Source organism: Cellulomonas sp. JZ18 (assembly GCF_009720485.1).
Taxonomy (GTDB): Bacteria; Actinomycetota; Actinomycetes; order Actinomycetales; family Cellulomonadaceae; genus Cellulomonas.
In genome coordinates this window covers 3,254,859-3,272,698 of record NZ_CP045245.1, presented here as the reverse complement: position 1 = coordinate 3,272,698, position 17,840 = coordinate 3,254,859, and the positions used below count along the sequence as shown (strand labels likewise).

General features: G+C 74.7%; 12 protein-coding genes and 1 pseudogene. 10 read left to right on the top strand and 3 right to left on the bottom strand.

Annotated elements, in window-relative coordinates; genetic code table 11:
• Nucleotides 1-114: 114 nt before the first annotated feature.
• Both GC089_RS14725 and GC089_RS14720 read right to left on the bottom strand, forming a co-directional pair.
• On the bottom strand, nucleotides 115-1,329 hold the full coding sequence (locus GC089_RS14725; RefSeq protein ID WP_155378280.1) for a hypothetical protein: 1,215 nt from the start codon (nucleotides 1,327-1,329) through the stop codon (nucleotides 115-117).
• An 84-nt stretch (nucleotides 1,330-1,413) separates the two neighbouring features.
• Nucleotides 1,414-2,573 (bottom strand): IS3 family transposase gene (locus GC089_RS14720; protein ID WP_155378279.1). Its coding sequence is split into 2 segments (ribosomal slippage): nucleotides 1,414-2,292 and nucleotides 2,295-2,573, totalling 1,158 coding nucleotides; the frame shifts between segments, so codons are not numbered across the junction.
• A 276-nt stretch (nucleotides 2,574-2,849) separates the two neighbouring features.
• Between GC089_RS14720 and GC089_RS14715 the strand changes: the two genes are divergently transcribed.
• The 10 genes and pseudogenes from GC089_RS14715 (at nucleotide 2,850) to GC089_RS14675 (ending at nucleotide 16,980) form a co-directional block, all read left to right on the top strand.
• Nucleotides 2,850-3,878 (top strand): 3-oxoacyl-ACP synthase III, encoded by a 1,029-nt coding sequence (locus GC089_RS14715; protein WP_155378278.1) that lies wholly within the window; start codon nucleotides 2,850-2,852, stop codon nucleotides 3,876-3,878.
• 44 nt (nucleotides 3,879-3,922) lie between these two features.
• A pseudogene (locus tag GC089_RS14710) lies at nucleotides 3,923-6,573 on the top strand (alpha/beta fold hydrolase).
• Entirely contained in the window at nucleotides 6,570-7,550 is a 981-nt protein-coding gene (locus tag GC089_RS14705; protein ID WP_155378277.1) for an NAD-dependent epimerase/dehydratase family protein, read from the top strand. The pseudogene GC089_RS14710 and the gene GC089_RS14705 overlap by 4 nt, the downstream one beginning before the upstream one ends.
• Nucleotides 7,551-7,630: 80 nt before the next feature.
• Nucleotides 7,631-8,662, top strand: a complete 1,032-nt coding sequence (locus GC089_RS14700) for an aldo/keto reductase (RefSeq protein ID WP_155378276.1) — start codon at nucleotides 7,631-7,633, stop codon at nucleotides 8,660-8,662.
• A gap of 317 nt (nucleotides 8,663-8,979) precedes the next feature.
• Nucleotides 8,980-10,848 (top strand): endo-1,4-beta-xylanase, encoded by a 1,869-nt coding sequence (locus tag GC089_RS14695; protein WP_196250719.1) that lies wholly within the window; start codon nucleotides 8,980-8,982, stop codon nucleotides 10,846-10,848.
• A 484-nt stretch (nucleotides 10,849-11,332) separates the two neighbouring features.
• Nucleotides 11,333-13,498 (top strand): DEAD/DEAH box helicase, encoded by a 2,166-nt coding sequence (locus GC089_RS14690; RefSeq protein WP_155378274.1) that lies wholly within the window; start codon nucleotides 11,333-11,335, stop codon nucleotides 13,496-13,498.
• 52 nt (nucleotides 13,499-13,550) lie between these two features.
• Nucleotides 13,551-14,537: an MsnO8 family LLM class oxidoreductase gene (locus tag GC089_RS14685; RefSeq protein ID WP_155378273.1), complete on the top strand. Its 987-nt coding sequence runs from the start codon at nucleotides 13,551-13,553 to the stop codon at nucleotides 14,535-14,537.
• Nucleotides 14,538-14,584: 47 nt separating this feature from the next.
• Entirely contained in the window at nucleotides 14,585-15,676 is a 1,092-nt protein-coding gene (locus GC089_RS14680) for an FAD-binding oxidoreductase (RefSeq protein WP_155378272.1), read from the top strand.
• A 71-nt stretch (nucleotides 15,677-15,747) separates the two neighbouring features.
• Complete coding sequence (locus GC089_RS18510) at nucleotides 15,748-15,912, top strand: hypothetical protein (RefSeq protein ID WP_196250718.1); 165 nt, start codon at nucleotides 15,748-15,750, stop codon at nucleotides 15,910-15,912.
• Nucleotides 15,913-16,191: 279 nt separating this feature from the next.
• Nucleotides 16,192-16,980 (top strand): hypothetical protein, encoded by a 789-nt coding sequence (locus tag GC089_RS14675; protein WP_155378271.1) that lies wholly within the window; start codon nucleotides 16,192-16,194, stop codon nucleotides 16,978-16,980.
• A gap of 12 nt (nucleotides 16,981-16,992) precedes the next feature.
• Here GC089_RS14675 and GC089_RS14670 read toward each other — a convergent pair whose 3' ends face one another.
• Nucleotides 16,993-17,805: an SDR family oxidoreductase gene (locus GC089_RS14670; protein ID WP_155378270.1), complete on the bottom strand. Its 813-nt coding sequence runs from the start codon at nucleotides 17,803-17,805 to the stop codon at nucleotides 16,993-16,995.
• Nucleotides 17,806-17,840 lie beyond the last annotated feature (35 nt).

Genomic DNA, 17,840 nt, shown 5'->3' with positions numbered 1-17,840 from the left:
TCGAGGAGCACACTCCGCCACGGTTCTTGCTCGCGAAGGCGTCAGGGGAGCCGTCGTTATGGGTGTCCAGGGCCAGGTGCGTGCGCCGTACCCCGGCAGCGACCAGATTCTGGGCTAGGGGCGAAAGACCTGTTCGTGGTGCCAGGAGAAGTACGGAGCTCGCCTCGCGTAGTCATCGACGGGGCGACCTTCAAGTGCGCGTACCCGCTGACCGAGTGCTGATCCGACGTCCACCGCCGTGGTCCCTACAAACGTCCCGTCGCGTACGGCGATGTAGCCATCCTCGAAGAGCGCATCGCACCCGAGGATGCAGGCGAGCATCGCGATATAGGGAAGGTCCCGCACTTCATCTTCCGTCGCGACTGAGCGGCGCTTGATGTGTGACGCCCAAAGGAACCGCGCCGGGAAGATGTCTCCGCACACCGCACAAGGCGCTTCGTCCCGGCCTGCCAAGAGGGCTCTGCGGAGCTTGCGTTGCTCTCTGCGTTGACGCGCCGTGATCGGTCGGTCCAGGTCGCCCTGGAAGGGTCCCGGCGCCGGCGTTCGTGACGTCTCGTCGCTAGTGGGATCTGTGGCGTGACGGTGACGGGGGTCGTAGACGATCCGCGGCGGGGAGGAGTGCTCGATCCTCGTGTCAGGCAACTCGCGAAGCAGGGCGCCGATGAACCCGCTCCTGTAGCCCACGGCCTCCGTGCTGAGCTCGACCGAGCCTTCCTCGTTTAGCGTCTCAAGCGCGCCGGCCACGTCGGCAACCTGCACGGCCGCGCCCTCTGGCGAGCGGCCTGTCGCCACCAAAGCGATTGGTGGCCGGACGCCGAGTATCCTGTTGACCTGTCCCCTCACCGTGGTGAGCTCCACCCCGATAAAGTCTCGGAGGAGGTCGGCTGCATCGACCTCGAACAACTTGGACACTCCAGTCGGACGCGCCAGGGTCTCTTCGAGCCGATCTGCGTCAGACGAACCGAAGCCTGGGACCTCAACCGCCAAGCGGAGGCGCTTTGTGGGGTTGCCAGGGCCGCTGGCGTTGGGTCGGCGACCGACACGCGCCGCCGCCGTGGTCAAACGAGTTCGGAGCCTGGCGGCGTCGAGGCTTGGGTCGAGGCGCAGTGGCCCTTCGATGACTCGACGCGCCTCCGGCGCCAGCTGGCGTGTCACCCGGGAATCAACCCAGGCGTCGATCAGCCTCGTGTCGAGGCGAGCCAGGCGACTGAGTATCAGGTCGAGCGCGTGGCTGTAGTCGGGATTCCGCTGTGGCCCCCGACTCTCCAGTACGACGGTCAGTCGGTCGTCGGCCGGCTCGACGAAGAACACTGCGTCGACCAACTTCATCGCGTTGTCGTATGCACGCACAGCCCAGTCCCTCCTCAGTGGCCGATCGCAAGGGCCTGGTGCACGAGTGGGTGACAGTTCGACTCAGGCGGCGAGTGCGACCTGAGTGGTCATGATGGTCTCGAACTCGATGGGTGTCAGCCGGCCGAGTCGGGCTTGGCGTCGGCGGCGGTGATAGGTCCTCTCGATCCAGGTCACGATCGCGATTCGCAGGTCCTCGCGGGTGGCCCAGCGTCGCCGGTTCAGGACGTTGTTCTGCAGCAAGGAGAAGAACGACTCCATGGCCGCGTTGTCGCCTGCGGAGGCGACTTGCCCCATCGACCCGACGAGGTCGTGGAGCGCCAGGACTCGGGCGACTTTCCGGCTGCGGAACTGACTGCCGCGGTCGCTGTGGACCACGCAGCCGGTCACGTCCTGGCGTCGCTGCACGGCGCTGACCAGAGCGTTCACCGCGATGCGTGAGGTCATGCGGTCGCTGATCGAATAGCCGACGATTCGGTTGGAGAACACGTCTTTGATCGCGCAGAGGTAGACCTTGCCCTCGGCCGTGGGGTGTTCGGTGATGTCCCACAGCCACAACCGGTTCGGCGCGTCGGCCCGGAACTGGCGCAGCACGAGGTCGTGGTGGGCCGGCGGACCAGCCTTCTTGCCACCCCTGACCCGTCTCTTGCCGAACGCCGACCACCAGCGGTTCTCGGCGCAGATTCGCCACACACGCCGGTCACACGCCTGATGCCCCGCGCGGGCGGCCTCGTCGGCCAGGAGCCGGTAGCCGAACTCCGGGTCATCCCGGTGAGCGTCGAACAACGCATTGGCCAGGTGCGCCTCGTCGAACTCGCGGGCACCGACCGGTGCCGCGAGCCAGCGGTAGTAGGGCTGTCTGGAGAGCTTGAGGACCCGGCACGTCACCGCGACGGGGATGCCGTCGGCGGCGAGCTCGCTCACGAGCGGGTAGAGCCTTTTCCCGGCAGGTGCGCCTGCGACAAGTACGCCGCCGCGCGACGCAAGACCTCGTTCTCCTGCTCGAGCAGCCGGATCCTTCGGTTCGCCTCACGCAGCTCGGCAGACTCGGTGCGGGGCACGCCCGGACGGTTGCCGCCCTCGACGTCGGCGTCACGCAGCCAGTTGCGCAGGCACGACTCGGCGATCCCGAAGTCGGCTGCGACCTGCTTGATCGGAGCGTCCCCGCGGCGAGCCACGGCCACGACGTCGTCGCGGAACTCCTTGGGATAGGGCCTGGGCACGGTGCACATCGTTCCAGCGACGCCCACGGCGCCACAGGTGGGTGTCACCTACTCGTGCACCAGGCCCCTCCCGGACGCGGGGGGACGTGCACCGTGCGCGCCCGATCTCGCCGGGACGCACCGCCGGCAGCAGATGCTCGCCGGCACCCCGCTGACGGGGCACGACCGGACTTCTGGAACGCGCGCACCCCGCTCGCCGTTGCCTCGGAAGGCGCCGCCGCCCAGGCAGGTGCACGATCGTGCGGTCGGCGCGGCCCGGTGCGCGCCACGGGAGGGGTGGGTGTGAGGGGCAACGCGACGTCGGTCCACCGCAACGCGGCACTGCTGTCCTTGGCGACGACGGTGGCGGAGCGCGTGACGACGTCGGCGGACATCGACCGTCGCCTCGCGCCCGTGCTGGACCGCCTGCGGCTGCCCACCGGCCTGCTCCAGCGGGTCGCCGGTGTGCACGAGCGCCGCAACTGGGCCGAGGGCCAGAGCTTCGACGCCGCCGCGGTGGCGGCGGGCGAGAAGGCCCTCGCAGAGGCGGGCGTCAACCCGGGCGACGTCGGGATGCTCATCAACACCTCGGTCACCCGTAAGCACCTCGAGCCCTCGGTGGCGGTGCGTCTGCACCACGGCATGGGCCTGCCGCCGTCGGCCGTCAACTTCGACCTCGCGAACGCGTGCCTCGGCTTCGTCAACGGGATGACGCTCGCGGCGCAGCTCATCGACGCGGGGCAGATCCGCTACGCCGTCGTCGTCGACGGCGAGGACGCCGACGAGATCCAGGACATCACGATCGACCGGCTCAACCAGCCCGGGGTGACGCGCCGGGACTTCATGCGCGAGTTTCCGAGCCTGACCCTCGGCTCCGGCGCTGTCGCCGCGGTGATCGGGCCGGCCGACGCCCACCCCGAGGGCCACCGGATCCTGGGCGGGGTGACGCGCGCGGCGACGCAGTTCAACGAGCTGTGCGTGGGCAGCGTGAACGGGATGTTCACCGACGCCAAGGCACTGCTCAAGGGCGGGCTCGACCTCGTCATGGCCGCGTGGAAGGAGGCGAGGAAGGACTGGAGCTGGGCGTCGATGGACCGCTACGTCCTCCACCAGGTCTCCGACGTCCACACGGACGCGATCGTGAAGGCCGCGGGCCTCGACCGCAGCCGTGTGCCGCTCACCTACCCGCGGTACGGCAACGTGGGTCCTGCCTCGATCCCCATGACCCTCGCGGAGGAGGCGCGGCACCTCGCGCCCGGCGACCGCGTGCTGCTCATGGGTGTGGGCTCCGGCATCAACACGGCGATGACGGAGATCGCCTGGTGATCGGCGCGCTGCCGGCCGCAGCCGGGGCGACCGCACCCGCCTCGCTGCCGCCGCGGGGCCTCGACGGCCTCGACCCGTCCTTCTCGCGCCTCGTCGCGGCGGGCCCCGACAGCCGCACGTGGCACCTGCTGGACAACGCCGACCACCTCGCCCGGCTCGGCGTCGAGCCGGTCGGCACCCTGCTGTGCGTGCACGGCAACCCCACGTGGTCCTACCTGTGGCGTCGCCTGCTCTCGGCGGCGACCGACCGGGCCGCGGCCGGGGGACAGGTGTGGCGGGTGGTGGCCGTCGACCAGCTCGAGATGGGCTTCTCCCAGCGCACCGGGTCGCCGCGCGGGCTGCCGCAGCGAATCGCGGACCTGGACGACCTCACGACCGCGCTCGGCCTCGCCGGCCCCGTCGTCACGGTGGGGCACGACTGGGGCGGCGTCATCAGCCTCGGCTGGGCCGTCGACCACCCGGACCTGCTCGCGGGAGTCGTCCTGCTCAACACCGCCGTGCACCAGCCGGCGCACCTGCGGGTGCCGGCCCCGCTGCGGCTCGCGCTGCGCCCGGGGGTCCTGGGTGCGGCGACCGTCGCGACGCCGGCCTTCCTCGAGACGACGCTCGCGCTCGCCCGCCCGCGCCTGCCCCGACCGGTCCGCGAGGCCTACCGCGCGCCGTACCGGGGGCCGAGCGCCGCGGGGGCATCGGCGGCTTCGTCGCGGACATCCCCGTGACGGCCGCGCACCCCAGCGCCGCCGAGCTCGACCGCGTCGCGGCGGGGGTGCGCGGGCTGGACGTCCCGGCGCTGCTGCTCTGGGGCCCGAGCGACCCCGTCTTCGGCGACCAGTACCTGGACGACCTCGTCGACCGCCTGCCGCACGCCGACGTGCACCGGTTCGAGGGCGCCGGGCACCTCGTCGCCGAGGACGTCGACTACGCGAGCGCGGCGCTCGACTGGCTCGCCGGCGCGACGGCCGGCACCGGCGCCCCGGCCGGCTCCGACGCCCGGCCAGCCGACGTCCCGCCTGTGGACCCCCCGGCAGCCACGTCCGCGCCGCTCTACGAGCCCCTGTGGCACCACCTCGACGAGCAGCGCGACAGCACGCAGACGGCCCTGGTCGAGATGGCGCCGCCCGGCGGCGCGGGACCGCGCGTCGTCACCTGGTCGCTGCTTGCCCGCCGCATCCGCGAGCTGGCCGCCGGTCTCACCGCCGTCGGCGTGCGGCCCGGGGACCGCGTCTCCCTGCTCGTCCCGCCCGGTGCGGACCTGACCGCCGTCCTGTACGCCTGCCTGCGGATCGGCGCCGTCGTCGTCGTGGCCGACGCCGGCCTGGGCGTGAAGGGCCTGACGCGGGCCGTCCGCGGTGCCCGGCCCGACCACGTCGTCGGAGAGCTGCGCGGTCTCACGGCCGCCTGCGCCCTCGGCTGGCCCGGCCAGCGGATCTCCACCACGCCGCTCCCTCCCGCGCTCGCCCGCGCGCTGGGTGTCGATCACGCTCTCGTCGACCTCGTGGACGCCGGGCGCGGCGTCGACCTCCCCGCCGAGCCGAGCCCCGACGCGACCGCCGCGGTGCTGTTCACCTCCGGCTCCACCGGCCCGGCCAAGGGCGTCGTCTACACCCACCGCCAGCTCGCCGCGGTGGCCGGCGCGCTGCGCGCGCAGTACGACCTCGGCCCCGGCACGGGCCTCGTCGCGGGTTTCGCGCCCTTCGCGCTGCTCGCACCGGCGCTGGGCGCACGGTCGGTGACGCCGGACATGGACGTCACCTCCCCGCGCACGCTCACCGCCCCGGCCGTGGCGGCCGCGGCCGCGGCCGTGGACGCGACGGTCCTCTTCCTGTCCCCGGCGGCGCTGGCGAACGTGGTCGCGACGGCCGACGACCTGACCCCCGCGGACCACGCCGCACTCGCCCGCGTCCGGACCTTCCTCTCGGCGGGCGCCCCGGTGCCCGAGCACCTGCTCGCCGCCGCCGGCCGCCTCATGCCGAACGCGGAGCCCCACACGCCGTACGGCATGACCGAGGGGCTGCTCATGACGGACGCGACCCTCGCGGGCATCCGCGAGGCGACCGCCGCCCGGGCCGACGGCTACCCGGGCGGGGTCTGCGTGGGACGCCCCACCGCGACCACGCAGGTGCGCATCAGCCCGCTCGACGACGACGGCGCCGCGACCGGCGAGCCGACCACCGAGCCGGGTCGGACGGGCGAGATCCTCGTCAGCGCCCCGCACCTCAAGGACGGCTACTTCCGCCTGCACCTGACGGACCGCGCGGCGGCCCGGGACGTCCCCGGCGACCGGTGGCACCGCACGGGCGACGTCGGCCACCTGGACGCCGGGGGCCGGCTGTGGGTCGAGGGACGCCTCGCCCACGTCGTCACCACGGCCGACGGCGTGGTCACCCCCGTGGGCCTCGAACAGCGGGTCGAGCGGGTCCCGGCCGTGGAGCGTGCGGGCGTCGTGGGGATCGGGCCCCGGGGGACGCAGCTGCTCGTCGCCGTCGTCGAGACCCGGCCGCGGACGCGTCGCCCGGGTCTGGCGCCCGCGGAGCTGGCCGACGCCGTCCGCGCCGCGGTGGACGCGCCGCTCGCCGCGGTCCTCGTGGTGCCCGACCTGCCCACGGACGTGCGGCACAACTCGAAGATCGACCGCACCCGGCTCGCGCGCTGCGCTGAGGACGTGCTGTCCGGGGGAAAGGTGCGCCGGCCGTGAGAGTCCTGGTGACGGGCGCGAGCGGGCTCCTCGGCCGCGCGGTCGCCGCGCGCGTGCTGGCCGCGGGCCACGAGGTGCGCACGTTCCAGCGTCGCCCGAGCGCCGTGCCGGGCGTCGAGGACGTGCGCGGCTCGGTGACGTCGGCGGACGACGTCGCGCGGGCGGTCGCCGGCGTCGACGGCGTCGTCCACCTCGCCGCCAAGGTCTCCCTCGCAGGTGACCCGGCCGACTTCGAGCGCGTCAACGTGCACGGGACCGAGCGGCTCCTCGGTGCCGCCGCCCGTGCGGGTGCCACCCGTTTCGTGCAGGTGTCCTCGCCGTCCGTCGCGCACAGCGGCCGCTCGATCGTCGGCGACGACGCCCGGCCGGCGGACCCCGAGCGCGCCCGCGGCGACTACGCCCGGACGAAGGCGCGCGCGGAGCTCGCGGCCCTCGCGGCGGACGGCGACCGCATGCGCGTCGTCGCCGTGCGCCCGCACCTGGTCTGGGGTCCGGGCGACACCCAGCTGGTCGCCCGCATCGTCGCGCGGGCCCGGGCGGGCCGCCTGCCGCTGCTCGACGGCGGCCGCGCGCTCATCGACACCACCTACGTCGACAACGCGGCCGCCGCGATCGCCGCGGCGCTCGAGCGGGCCGACGACGACGCGGTGCACGGCAACGCCTACGTCGTGACCAACGGCGAGCCGCGCCCGGTGGCCGAGATGCTCGCGGGGATCTGCGCCGCCGCCGGGGCGCCGGCCCCGCGCTGGAGCGTCCCCGCCGGGCTGGCGCGCGCCGCAGGCGGCGCGGTCGAGGCGGTGTGGCGGGTGCGTCCGGGGCAGGACGAGCCGCCGATGACGCGGTTCCTCGCCGAGCAGCTCTCGACCGCCCACTGGTTCGACCAGCGGCGCACGCGCGCCGACCTGCGGTGGCGCCCCGAGGTGACGATCGACGAGGGCCTCGCGCGGCTGCGCGCGGCGGCGGCAGGCGGCCGCTGAGCCCCCGCCCGCTCGCCGCCGGTACCCGGCGGTGGTGGAGTGGGCAGGGTCGGCACCCGCGCCCACCCAGGAGGACTCCCATGCAGTACCGCACGCTCGGCTGCAGCGGCACCGTCGTCTCCACGCAGACGCTCGGCACCATGACGTTCGGCGCGGAGGCGGACGAGGAGACGTCGCACGCGATCCTCACGCGGTTCGTCGAGGCGGGCGGCACCCTCGTCGACACCGCCGACGTGTACAGCGCCGGCGTCTCGGAGGAGATCATCGGCCGCTGGCTGGCGCAGCACCCGACGGAGGCGCGTCAGGTCGTCCTCGCGACCAAGGGCCGGTTCCCGATGGGGGAGGGGCCCAACGACCTGGGCCTCTCGCGCCGCCACCTGCGCGACGCGCTCGACGCGTCCCTGCGCCGCCTCGGCGTCGAGCACGTCGACCTCTACCAGGTGCACGCCTGGGACGCCCTCACCCCGGTCGAGGAGACTCTGCGCTTCCTCGACGACGCCGTCACCGCCGGCAAGATCTCCTCCTACGGCTTCTCCAACTACCTCGGCTGGCAGCTCACGAAGGCGGTCCACGTCGCCCGCGCCCACGGCTGGGCGCCGCCGGTGACGCTGCAGCCGCAGTACAACCTCCTCGTCCGCGACATCGAGCACGAGGTCGTCCCCGCGGCGCTCGACGCCGGCCTGGGCCTGCTGCCGTGGTCGCCGCTCGCCGGCGGCTGGCTCACCGGCAAGTACCAGCGCGACGTCGACCCCACGGGCGCGACGCGCCTCGGCGAGAACCCCCAGCGCGGGATGGAGGCGTGGGCCGCCCGCAACGCCGACGAGCGGACGTGGCAGGTGGTCGACGCCGTCCGCGAGGTCGCCGACGCGCAGGGCGCGTCGATGTCGCAGGTGGCGCTCGCGTGGCTGGCGCAGCAGCCGGCGGTGACGTCGGTGATCCTCGGCGCCCGGACCGTCGACCAGCTCGACGACAACCTCGGCGCGGCGGACCTCGTCCTCGAGCCCGAGGCGGTCGCGCGGCTCAGCGAGGCCAGCGCGCCCCGGGTCGACGACTACCCGTACGGCGCGGCGGGCGTGCAGCAGCGGCACCGGTCGATCACGGGCGGCCGGTAAGCACCTGCGCACGGGGCCCCGGCGCGAGAGTTGCGGCCCGCGCGTCGCAACTCGTCCCTGGGACGAACGCCCCGACTCCTTGACGTCCCCCGGCCCCCTCCTTACGTTGTGACCCACGCCTCAAAGCGGCGTTCACGGCAAACCAGACGCCCCTACAACGTTGCAGGGGCACGAGCAGGGGTGGGGTCCGCGCGCCTCGTCCGCCAGCGTCGGCGGCACGGGCGCCGCGGACGAGCATGCACAGGGACGTCGGCGGCGGACCGCGCTCGGGCGCGGCCACGCCGACTTTCGGAGCCGCAGTCGAGAGGAAGCGCAACATGAGATGGCGTGCCACACAGCGTCGTGACGGTGCACCAGGAGGGGCGGACGCCCGCAGGGCTCCGCGCAGGATCGGGGCGGCCGTCGCGCTCGCCCTCGCCGCGGTCGGCGTCACCGCCCCGGCGTACGCGTACGTCGACGACACCTTCGACGTCGAGATCCGCGTCCACGGCAAGGGCAAGGTCACCGGGGCCGGCAGCTACGAGGCCGGCGAGACGGTCGAGCTGACGGCGACGCCCGGCCGGCACCAGGTGTGGGGCGGGTGGACGTCCGAGGAGCTCGGCTGGATCGGCGCCCGGGTCGACTCGTTCACCATGCCGGAGGGCGACGTCGTCCTCGAGACCACGTTCCGCCACGAGATGGCCTCGCTGAAGAAGGCCTACCGGGACTACTTCGACGTCGGCAACATCTGGTCCGGTCTCGACACCTACGCGGAGGGCTCGCCCAGCTCGGCGACCATCGCCAAGCACTACAGCGTCATGACGGCCGAGAACGCCATGAAGCCGGACCAGCTGCTGCCGAACGACAACATCGACCCCGTCACCGGGGAGTTCACCTTCCGCTGGGACGAGGCCGACGCGTTCGTCGACCAGACGCTCGCGCGCGGCATGGACGTGCACGGGCACGTGCTGGTGTGGCACGGGCAGTCGCCGCCGCGGATCAACAGCGGGCCGACCGGCGGCACCCGCGAGCAGGCCCGGGCCAACATGGAGCGGTACGTCCGCGAGGTGCTGACGCACTTCCAGGGCCGCGCCGTCTCCTGGGACGTCGTCAACGAGGCGTTCGTCGACGGCCTCGCCGAGTTCGACCCCGCGACGCAGGACTGGCGCGACTTCCTGCGCGGCGGCCCGAACGGCGGGTTCTCGAACTGGTACAGCGCCTACGCGAACGGCGCCGACGCGGCCGCGGGCGAGCACCCGTCCGACTTCCTCTACGACGCGTTCGTCCTCGCCCGCACCTACGACCCGCAGACGCGGCTGGAGTACAACGACTTCAACGTCTTCCAGTCCGAGGGCAAGGCGCAGGCGATCATCGCGATGGCGACCGACCTCAACGCCCGCTACGCCGCCGAGCACCCGGAGGACCCGCGCCCGCTCGTCGAGGCGATCGGGATGCAGTCGCACAACTACATCAACCAGACGCCGGCGTTCGCCTGCTCGAGCCTCACGCGGCTGCCGCGCCTCGTGAACGACGCGGCGGAGGAGTGGCAGCCGGGCGCGTGCTCCGACGAGGCGTCGGTGGAGCGGTCCATCCAGCTGATCATCGAGGCGGGCTTCGACGTCAGCATCAGCGAGCTCGACCTGCAGGTGTGGGAGGCGTGGAACGGCCAGCCCGAGGGCGACGACCGGTCCCAGTACCGCGACCTGACCGACCCGTCGGTGAAGGACCGCATCTCCCGCGGCGAGTTCGACTACTGGGTCGGCAAGATCAGCAACCGCGCCGAGCTGGAGGCGATCCAGGCGCAGCGGTTCGCGGAGTACTTCGCCGTCTACAAGAAGTACTCGACGGACATCCACCGCGTCACGTTCTGGGGTCTGACGGACCAGCGCAGCTGGCGGTCCACCCACAACCCGCTGATCTTCAACAGCGACTTCTCCGAGAAGCTCGGTGCGGCCGCCAGCGCCGACCCCGAGCGCTGGCTCGGGCTGCGCCGGTCCATCGTCGACACCTCGCGGCTGGAGCGGACCGTCGCCGAGGCGGCCGCGCTCGACCTGCGGGGCAAGGTCTACACCGGCAGGAGCGTCGCGGCGGTGAAGGCGGCGCTGGCGAAGGCGCAGCACGTCCTGCGCAAGGACGGCCGGCAGGCGGACGTCAGCGCGGCGACCGACCGTCTCGTCGCCGCGGTGGCGGCGCTCGAGCGGAGGTGACCGACCGGACCGGGCACGGTCCGCGACGGACATGACGGCAGGGGCCGGGGAGGTCGGACGATCTCCCCGGCCCCTGCCGTGTGCGCGTCCGCGGCCCGGGTGTGCTCGTGCGCCGGTGGCGAGGGCCGCCTCCGCGCCGCCGGCGACCCCGTCCCGGAGGTCCGCGCGCGCCCGTGCCGGGCGGACGGGTGGCGCGCGCAGGGGTGGAGCGCCCGCGCAGGTACTCGGCGGTAGGCTGCACACCAGCCGGTGCCGGACCAGGCCGGATCGTGCCGACGCGCTGTGCGCCGGACGTCCGGCGGCGTGGCACCACCGGCTCGGCACGGACCTGCGCCCGACGCAGAGGCGGAGCTGCGACGTCGCACGTCGCGAGCCCGAGCGCGCGTCCGAGACACGGGACGCGACCCGGGGCGACCGCTCCCGGCCGCCGTTTCACGGCCCGCCGCACCGCGTGCGCGGGGCGGCCGGGTGCGAAGGAGGAGATGTGGCAGGAGCTGGCCAGCGCCGGTCCGGTCGCGCGCGCCCGGCCGGCGGTGGCCGGGGCGAGAACGGCGCCGCACCGCGCCGCCGCGCCCGGCGACGCGACGAGGAGGGGATCATCCCCGTCCTCGCCGGCATCGCGCGCGAGGTCGACGACGTCGTGCGGCGACCGCCGACGCGCCCCGCGCTGCGTACGAAGTTCCAGGTCGTCGCGCTGCTCGTCCGTGAGGAGCGCGCCCGCGTCATGGCGGACGACGAGCTGACCCAGGCCAAGCGCAGCGAGCAGCTCAAGCGGCTCGACGGCGTCGCGACGATGCTCGCCCGCATCGCCGCCCGCGACACGTCGCTGCTCGCGCTGCTCTCCGAGGACGCCCGCGTGTCCGACGCCGCCCGCGCCTACAAGGCGACCGTGATGCGCGAGGGCGGGCTGGAGTCGCCCCCGGAGCCCGAGCCCACGCCCCCGCCCGAGCCGGTGCCCGGCGTCGAGAAGCGCGTCGTGCCGCGGTCCGCGATCGCCCGGCAGATGGCGAACCCGTTCCTCGCACCGGACTTCGAGGCCGCCGCCGAGCGGTTGGCCAGGCCCCGTCGGCTGGCCGGCTGGGAGCTGCTGGAGCCGCTGTTCCGCTCCTTCGAGGACGCGAGCCCCGGCGCACCCGCGTGCATGGAGCTGCCCGAGCCGCGGCACGTGCCCGTGCCGCTCGGTCGCGAGCTGATGCCCCACCAGGCGAAGGTCGTCGCGGCCGCCGCCCGCGGCCACCGCACGTTCCTGCTGGCCGACGAGCCCGGGCTCGGCAAGACCGCGCAGGCGCTGCTCTCCGCCCAGGCGGCCGACGCGTTCCCGCTGCTCGTCGTCGTGCCGAACGTCGTGAAGACGAACTGGGCGCGCGAGGTCGGCCTGTGGACGCCGCTGCGCCGCGCGACGGTCGTGCACGGCGACGGCGACGAGGTCGACGCCTTCGCGGACGTCGTCATCGTCAACTACGACATCCTCGACCGGCACGTCGGCTGGCTGGGCGACCTCGGCTTCCGCGGGATGGTCGTCGACGAGGCGCACTTCATCAAGAACAAGACGTCCCAGCGCTCGCAGCACGTGCTCGCGCTCTCCGAGCGCATCCGCGAGCGCACCGCACGGCCGCTGCTCATGGCGCTGACCGGCACGCCGCTGATCAACGACATCGAGGACTTCCGCGCGATCTGGCAGTACCTCGGCTGGATCGACGACGAGAAGCCGCTCGGCCGGCTGATGACCGCCCTGGAGGACACGGGGCTGACCCCGGCCGACCGCGGCTTCTCCGCCGCGGCCCGGGCCGCCGTCATCGACATGGGCATCGTCCGCCGCCGCAAGGCCGACGTGGTGGCCGACATCCCCGCCCGCCGGGTCGCGGACCTGCCCGTCGAGCTCGACGGCGCGGCCGGTCGCTCGGTCCGCGCCGCGGAGGAGGCGCTGGCCCGCCGGCTCGTGTCCCGCTACCGGGCGGCGCTGGAGGCGCGGGACGGGGGCGGCGCCGTCGTGCACGGGGTGGACCGCGAGCTCGCCCGGCGCGTCGCGGCGGCCGAGCTCAAGGACTCGAGCTCGAAGACCGGCGGCGACAACGTGTTCACCATGGTGCGCCGCATCGGGCAGGCGAAGGCCGGGCTGGCCGCGGACTACGCCGCCCAGCTGGCGCGCAACGTCGGCAAGGTCGTGTTCTTCGCCAAGCACGTCGACGTCATGGACGCCGCCGAGCAGACGTTCGCCGACCGCGGCATCCGGTACGCCTCGATCCGCGGCGAGCAGACGACGCGCGTGCGGGAGAAGAACATCAAGGCCTTCGTCGAGGACCCCGAGGTGCAGGTCGTCGTCTGCTCCCTCACCGCCGCTGGCGTGGGCCTCAACCTCCAGGTCGCGTCCAACCTCGTGCTGGCCGAGCTGTCCTGGACCTACGCGGAGCAGACGCAGGCGATCGACCGCGTCCACCGCATCGGCCAGGCCGAGCCCGTCACCGCGTGGCGCGTCATCGCCGCCCAGACGATCGACGCGAGGATCGCCGAGCTCATCGACAGCAAGTCCGGGCTGGCCGCGCGGGCGCTCGACGGGGCCGCGGAGGAGGACGTCACGTCGTCCGCGGACGTGCAGGTCGACGCGCTGGTGGGGCTGCTGACGGACGCGCTGTCCGACGGCGTGGCCTGACGCCGACCGGGCCCGGCGGAAGATCCGCCGGGTCCGCGACGCTGCACGTGGCGTGACCGACCAGCCGCGCCTCTCCCTGCTCGACCGGTCGCGCACGCGCGCGGGGGAGGACGACGCCGCGGCGCTGCGCGGCACGGTCGCCCGCGCGTCCCGCGTGGAAGGGCTCGGCTACGACCGGTTCTGGGTGGCCGAGCACCACGGCGTGCCCGGTGTCGCGGGGTCGGCGCCGGCCGTGCTGCTGGCGGCGGTCGCCGGGGCGACGACGAGGATCCGGATCGGGTCCGCCGGCGTGATGCTGCCGCACCACCAGCCGCTGGTGGTGGCCGAGCAGTTCACGACGCTGGCCGCCTTCGCGCCGGGTCGGGTCGACCTCGGCCTCGGGCGCTCGCCCGGGTTCACCGCGCCGGTCCGTCGCGCCCTGCGCCAGGTGGACCGGGACTTCGCCGCCGACCTCGCCGAGCTGCGCGCCTACCTGGACGGGACCGCGGAGATCACGCTGCGGCCGCAGCCGGTGGCGCCCGTGCCGATGTACGTCCTCGCGACCGGCCGCGGCCTGCAGGTCGCGGCCGAGCTCGGCCTGCCCGTGGTCGTCGGCGGGCCGGTCCTCGGCGTCGCGGGCGACCCGGAGCCGGGACTCGCGGCGCTCGCGGGGTACCGACGCGACTTCCGCCCCTCGGCGCAGCTCGCGGAGCCGTGGGTCGCGATCAGCCTCGACGTGCTCGTCGCCGACACCGACGCCGAGGCGGCCGACCTGCTCCTGCCGGAGGCGTGGGCGATGGCGCTGAGCCGGACCACCGGGGAGTTCCCGCCGCTGGAGCCGGTCGCCGCCGTGCGCGCCGCACGGCGCACGGCGCGGCAGCAGCAGTACCTCGACGAGACCGCGGCGGCGGCCGTCGCGGGCTCGCCGGCGCACGTCGAGGCGCGGCTGGCGGAGCTGCTCGAGCGCACCGGGGCCGCCGAGCTCGTGGCCGCGGGCAGCACGTACGACCGGTCGGCGCTCGCGGCGTCCGACGCCGCGCTGGCGCGGCTGCTCGGCTAGGACGACGACCGCGGGCGGCTCACCCGGGTCCGTGGTGGGCTGACCACATGCCACGAGTCGCAGTCGTCGGTGCCGGGATCATCGGCCTGTCCACCGCCTTCGCGCTGCAGCGCCGCGGTGCGCAGGTCACGGTGCTCGAGTCCGGGCCGCCGGGCGGCGGCCAGTCGGCCGGGCAGGGTCGCATCTTCCGGCACGCGCACGCCGACCCGCGCCTCGTGGCGCAGGTCGTGCGCAGCCGCGCGCTGTGGCGCGAGTGGGAGGACGAGCTGGGCGTGGAGCTCGTCGCCCCCGACGGCGCGGTGGTGATCGGCGACGGCGTGGCCGACAAGCTCGCGACGCTCGCGCAGTTCCCGGACGCGCCCGCGCGGCCGCTCACGCGCGACGAGCTGCGCGAGCGGCTCCCCGTCCTCGCCGCGTACGACGGGCCGGCGATGCTCGACGTCCACGGCGGCGCGATCGGCACGCGCGCCGCGGTCGGGGCCCTGACGGCCCGGCTCGCGGACGCCCTCGTCGCCGACCACGTGCTCGCGGTGCGCCGCCGCGACGACGGCTCCGTCGAGGTCCGCACCGGGACCGGCGTGCACGTGTACGACCACGTCGTGCTGTGCGCGGGACGCGGCACGGCCGCGCTCGCCGGCGCGCTCGGCACGCAGGTCCCCGTCGAGCTCGGCGCGCACGTCCGGCTGACGTTCGAGCGTGCGGACGGCGCCGACGGGCCGCTGCCGACGTTCCAGGACGGCAGCGGGCGGTTCGGCGAGAGCGGCGTGTACGCGTCGCCGTACCCGGGGTCACGCCACCTCGCGGTGGGCCTGAGCGGGCACGTACCGGCCGAGCCGGGGGGCGCCGTCGCGCGTCCTGACGAGCTCGCCGCGCTCGCCGACCGCACCGTCGCCTACGTCCGGCGGGCGCTGCCGGGGCTGCGGCCCGAGCCGGTCGACCACGTGCACTGCTGGGTCACCGCGCTGCCGTGGGGCGACGACGGCGTCGGCATCTGGAGCGCGGACGGCGTCACGGCCGTCGCCGGGCACAACCTGTTCAAGCAGGCGCCGGTGCTCGGCGAGGCGCTCGCGACGACGGCGCTCACGGACGAGGTCCCGGCCGACTGGCACCCGAGGGCCGAGCTCGGCCGGGACGCGTGACCGCCGTCCCCGCCGCGCGCCCGCGCCCGACCCGACGTACCGTCGTCGCACCCGCCGACGAGGAGGCACACATGGGATTCCTGGGCAAGGCGATGAAGAGCGGGCTCGCCCTCAAGGCGGCCCAGATCGCGAAGCGCGAGATGGCGAAGCCGGAGAACCAGCGCAAGGCCAAGGAGCTGCTGAGCAAGGTCACGCACCGCGGCGGCGGCTCGTCGCGGCCGCCCGCGCGCCCCTGAGGCCGGCCCGCACGGGGCGCCCCGCACCGGAGGTCGGTCGTCGGAGCGGGGCGCCCCGGCGCGTCCCGGGCGTGCCCCGGCCGGACCGTCCGGGATCCTGCCGCAGGGGACGTCGTGCCTGCCGGGACCGGGGCGGCGCGGACGACCGCGCGCCCGGCAGGGCGTTGGGCCGTCCGGGGCACGTGCGGCTCCGCGTGGCCGTGCCGCGCGGTATCTTCCGCGGAAGATATCGCGCCGGACCGGCGCGAGCAGAGCACGCGCACCCGAGAGGACCTCCGCATGTCGTCGGCCCCCGTGACCGTTCCCGCCTCGCCCGGCGTCGACGCCGCACCTCAGCTCGGTGGTGCGCCGTCCGGCCGTCAGGTCCTCACGATGCTCCTCCTGCGCCTCGTCGCGTTCGCGGCCGCGCAGGCCGTCGTCGCGCTCCTGCTCGCGGCGGGCGGCTCGGTGTCGCCGTGGGCGGACTCGGCGGCCTGGTGGCCGCTGACGGCGACCGCGGCGAACGTCCTCACGCTGACGCTGCTGGCGCGCCGGATGCGGGCGGAGGGGGCGTCGCTGCGCGACCTCTACCGGCCCGACCGCGCGCGCGTGCGCCGGGACGTGCCCGCCGCGCTGCTCGTCACGCTCGCCGGCGCCGCGCTCGCGGCCGGCCCGAACATGGGCCTGGCGACGCTGCTCTGGGGTGACCCGCAGGTCTCGCTCGACCTGCTCGTGCGCCCCCTCCCGCTCGCGGCCGCGGTCACCTCGGCCGTGCTGTTCCCCGTGACGACGGCGCTCGCGGAGCTGCCGACCTACTACGCGTACGTGCAGCCGCGACTGGCGGCCCTCGGCCGGGGGACGGCCGTCGTCGTCGCGGCGCCCGCGCTGCTGCACGCGCTCCAGCACGTCACGCTCCCGCTCCTGCTCGACGCGCGGTTCCTCGTCTGGCGTGCGCTGATGTTCCTGCCGTTCACGCTGCTGCTCGCCGTGGTCCTGCGCCGGCGGCCGTCCCTGCTGCCGTACCTGCTGGTGGTGCACCTGCTGCTCGACGCGCAGATGGGCGTGCTGGTGCTGCTCGCCGCCTCGTGACGTGACCGTGGCTCAGGTGGACGCCCCCAGGAGGCGGTCGCCGGAGATCCGCGCCATCGCCCGCAGCGCCGTCCGCCGCCCGAGCAGGCGTGCGAGCGCGACGAGGGCGCGGTCGCCGCGGCGTGCGGTCGTGCTCGGGCCCGGGTCGCGGCCGCTCTCGAGCGCGCGGACCAGGGCGGCGGCGACGTCGTCCGGCGTCTGGTAGCGGCCGCGGTAGCCCTCGGTGCCGATCTCGTCGAAGAACTCCGTGCGGGTCAGGTTCGGCGCGAACGCGAGCGTGCGCAGCCCGGTGCCGCGCGTCTCCCACCACAGCGCCTCGGTGAGGCTGAGCACGAACGCCTTGCTCGCGGCGTACGCGGCCATGCCCGGGGACGGCTGGTACGCGGCCATGCTCGTGACGTTGACGAGGGCGCCGGTGCCGGCCGCGACGAGGTCGGGCAGGAAGGCGCGCGTGACGTCGACCACCGCCGCGACGTCCACCGCGACGAGCTGCTGCAGGCGGTCGGGGTCCTCGGCGGCGAACGGCCCGTCGAGCCCGAACCCGGCGTTGTTCACCAGGCTCGTGACGCGCAGGCCCCGACGTGCGACCTCGGCGGCGAGCGTCCGGCCCGGGCGCGGCGCCGACAGGTCGGCCGCGACGACCTCGACGCGCACGCCGTGGGTCCGGCGCAGCTCGTCGGCGAGCGTGTGCAGGCGCTCCTCGCGGCGGGCGACGAGGACGAGGTCGGACCCGCGTGCGGCGAGGGCGCGGGACAGGGCGGCGCCGATGCCGGCGCTGGCGCCGGTGACGAGGGTGGTCTGCAGGCGAAGGTCGAGGGCTCCCATGTCGGCACCGTACGCCGCAAATGGCACCTAGTGCC

Bases quoted from the DNA above. Each gene is read 5' to 3' on its own strand.
- GC089_RS14725 (WP_155378280.1), bottom strand. From the start codon at position 1,329: ATGAAGTTGGTCGACGCAGTGTTCTTCGTCGAGCCGGCCGACGACCGA.
- GC089_RS14700 (WP_155378276.1), top strand. From the start codon at position 7,631: ATGCAGTACCGCACGCTCGGCTGCAGCGGCACCGTCGTCTCCACGCAG.
- GC089_RS14695 (WP_196250719.1), top strand. From the start codon at position 8,980: ATGAGATGGCGTGCCACACAGCGTCGTGACGGTGCACCAGGAGGGGCG.
- GC089_RS14680 (WP_155378272.1), top strand. From the start codon at position 14,585: ATGCCACGAGTCGCAGTCGTCGGTGCCGGGATCATCGGCCTGTCCACC.
- GC089_RS18510 (WP_196250718.1), top strand. From the start codon at position 15,748: ATGGGATTCCTGGGCAAGGCGATGAAGAGCGGGCTCGCCCTCAAGGCG.
- GC089_RS14675 (WP_155378271.1), top strand. From the start codon at position 16,192: ATGTCGTCGGCCCCCGTGACCGTTCCCGCCTCGCCCGGCGTCGACGCC.
- GC089_RS14670 (WP_155378270.1), bottom strand. From the start codon at position 17,805: ATGGGAGCCCTCGACCTTCGCCTGCAGACCACCCTCGTCACCGGCGCC.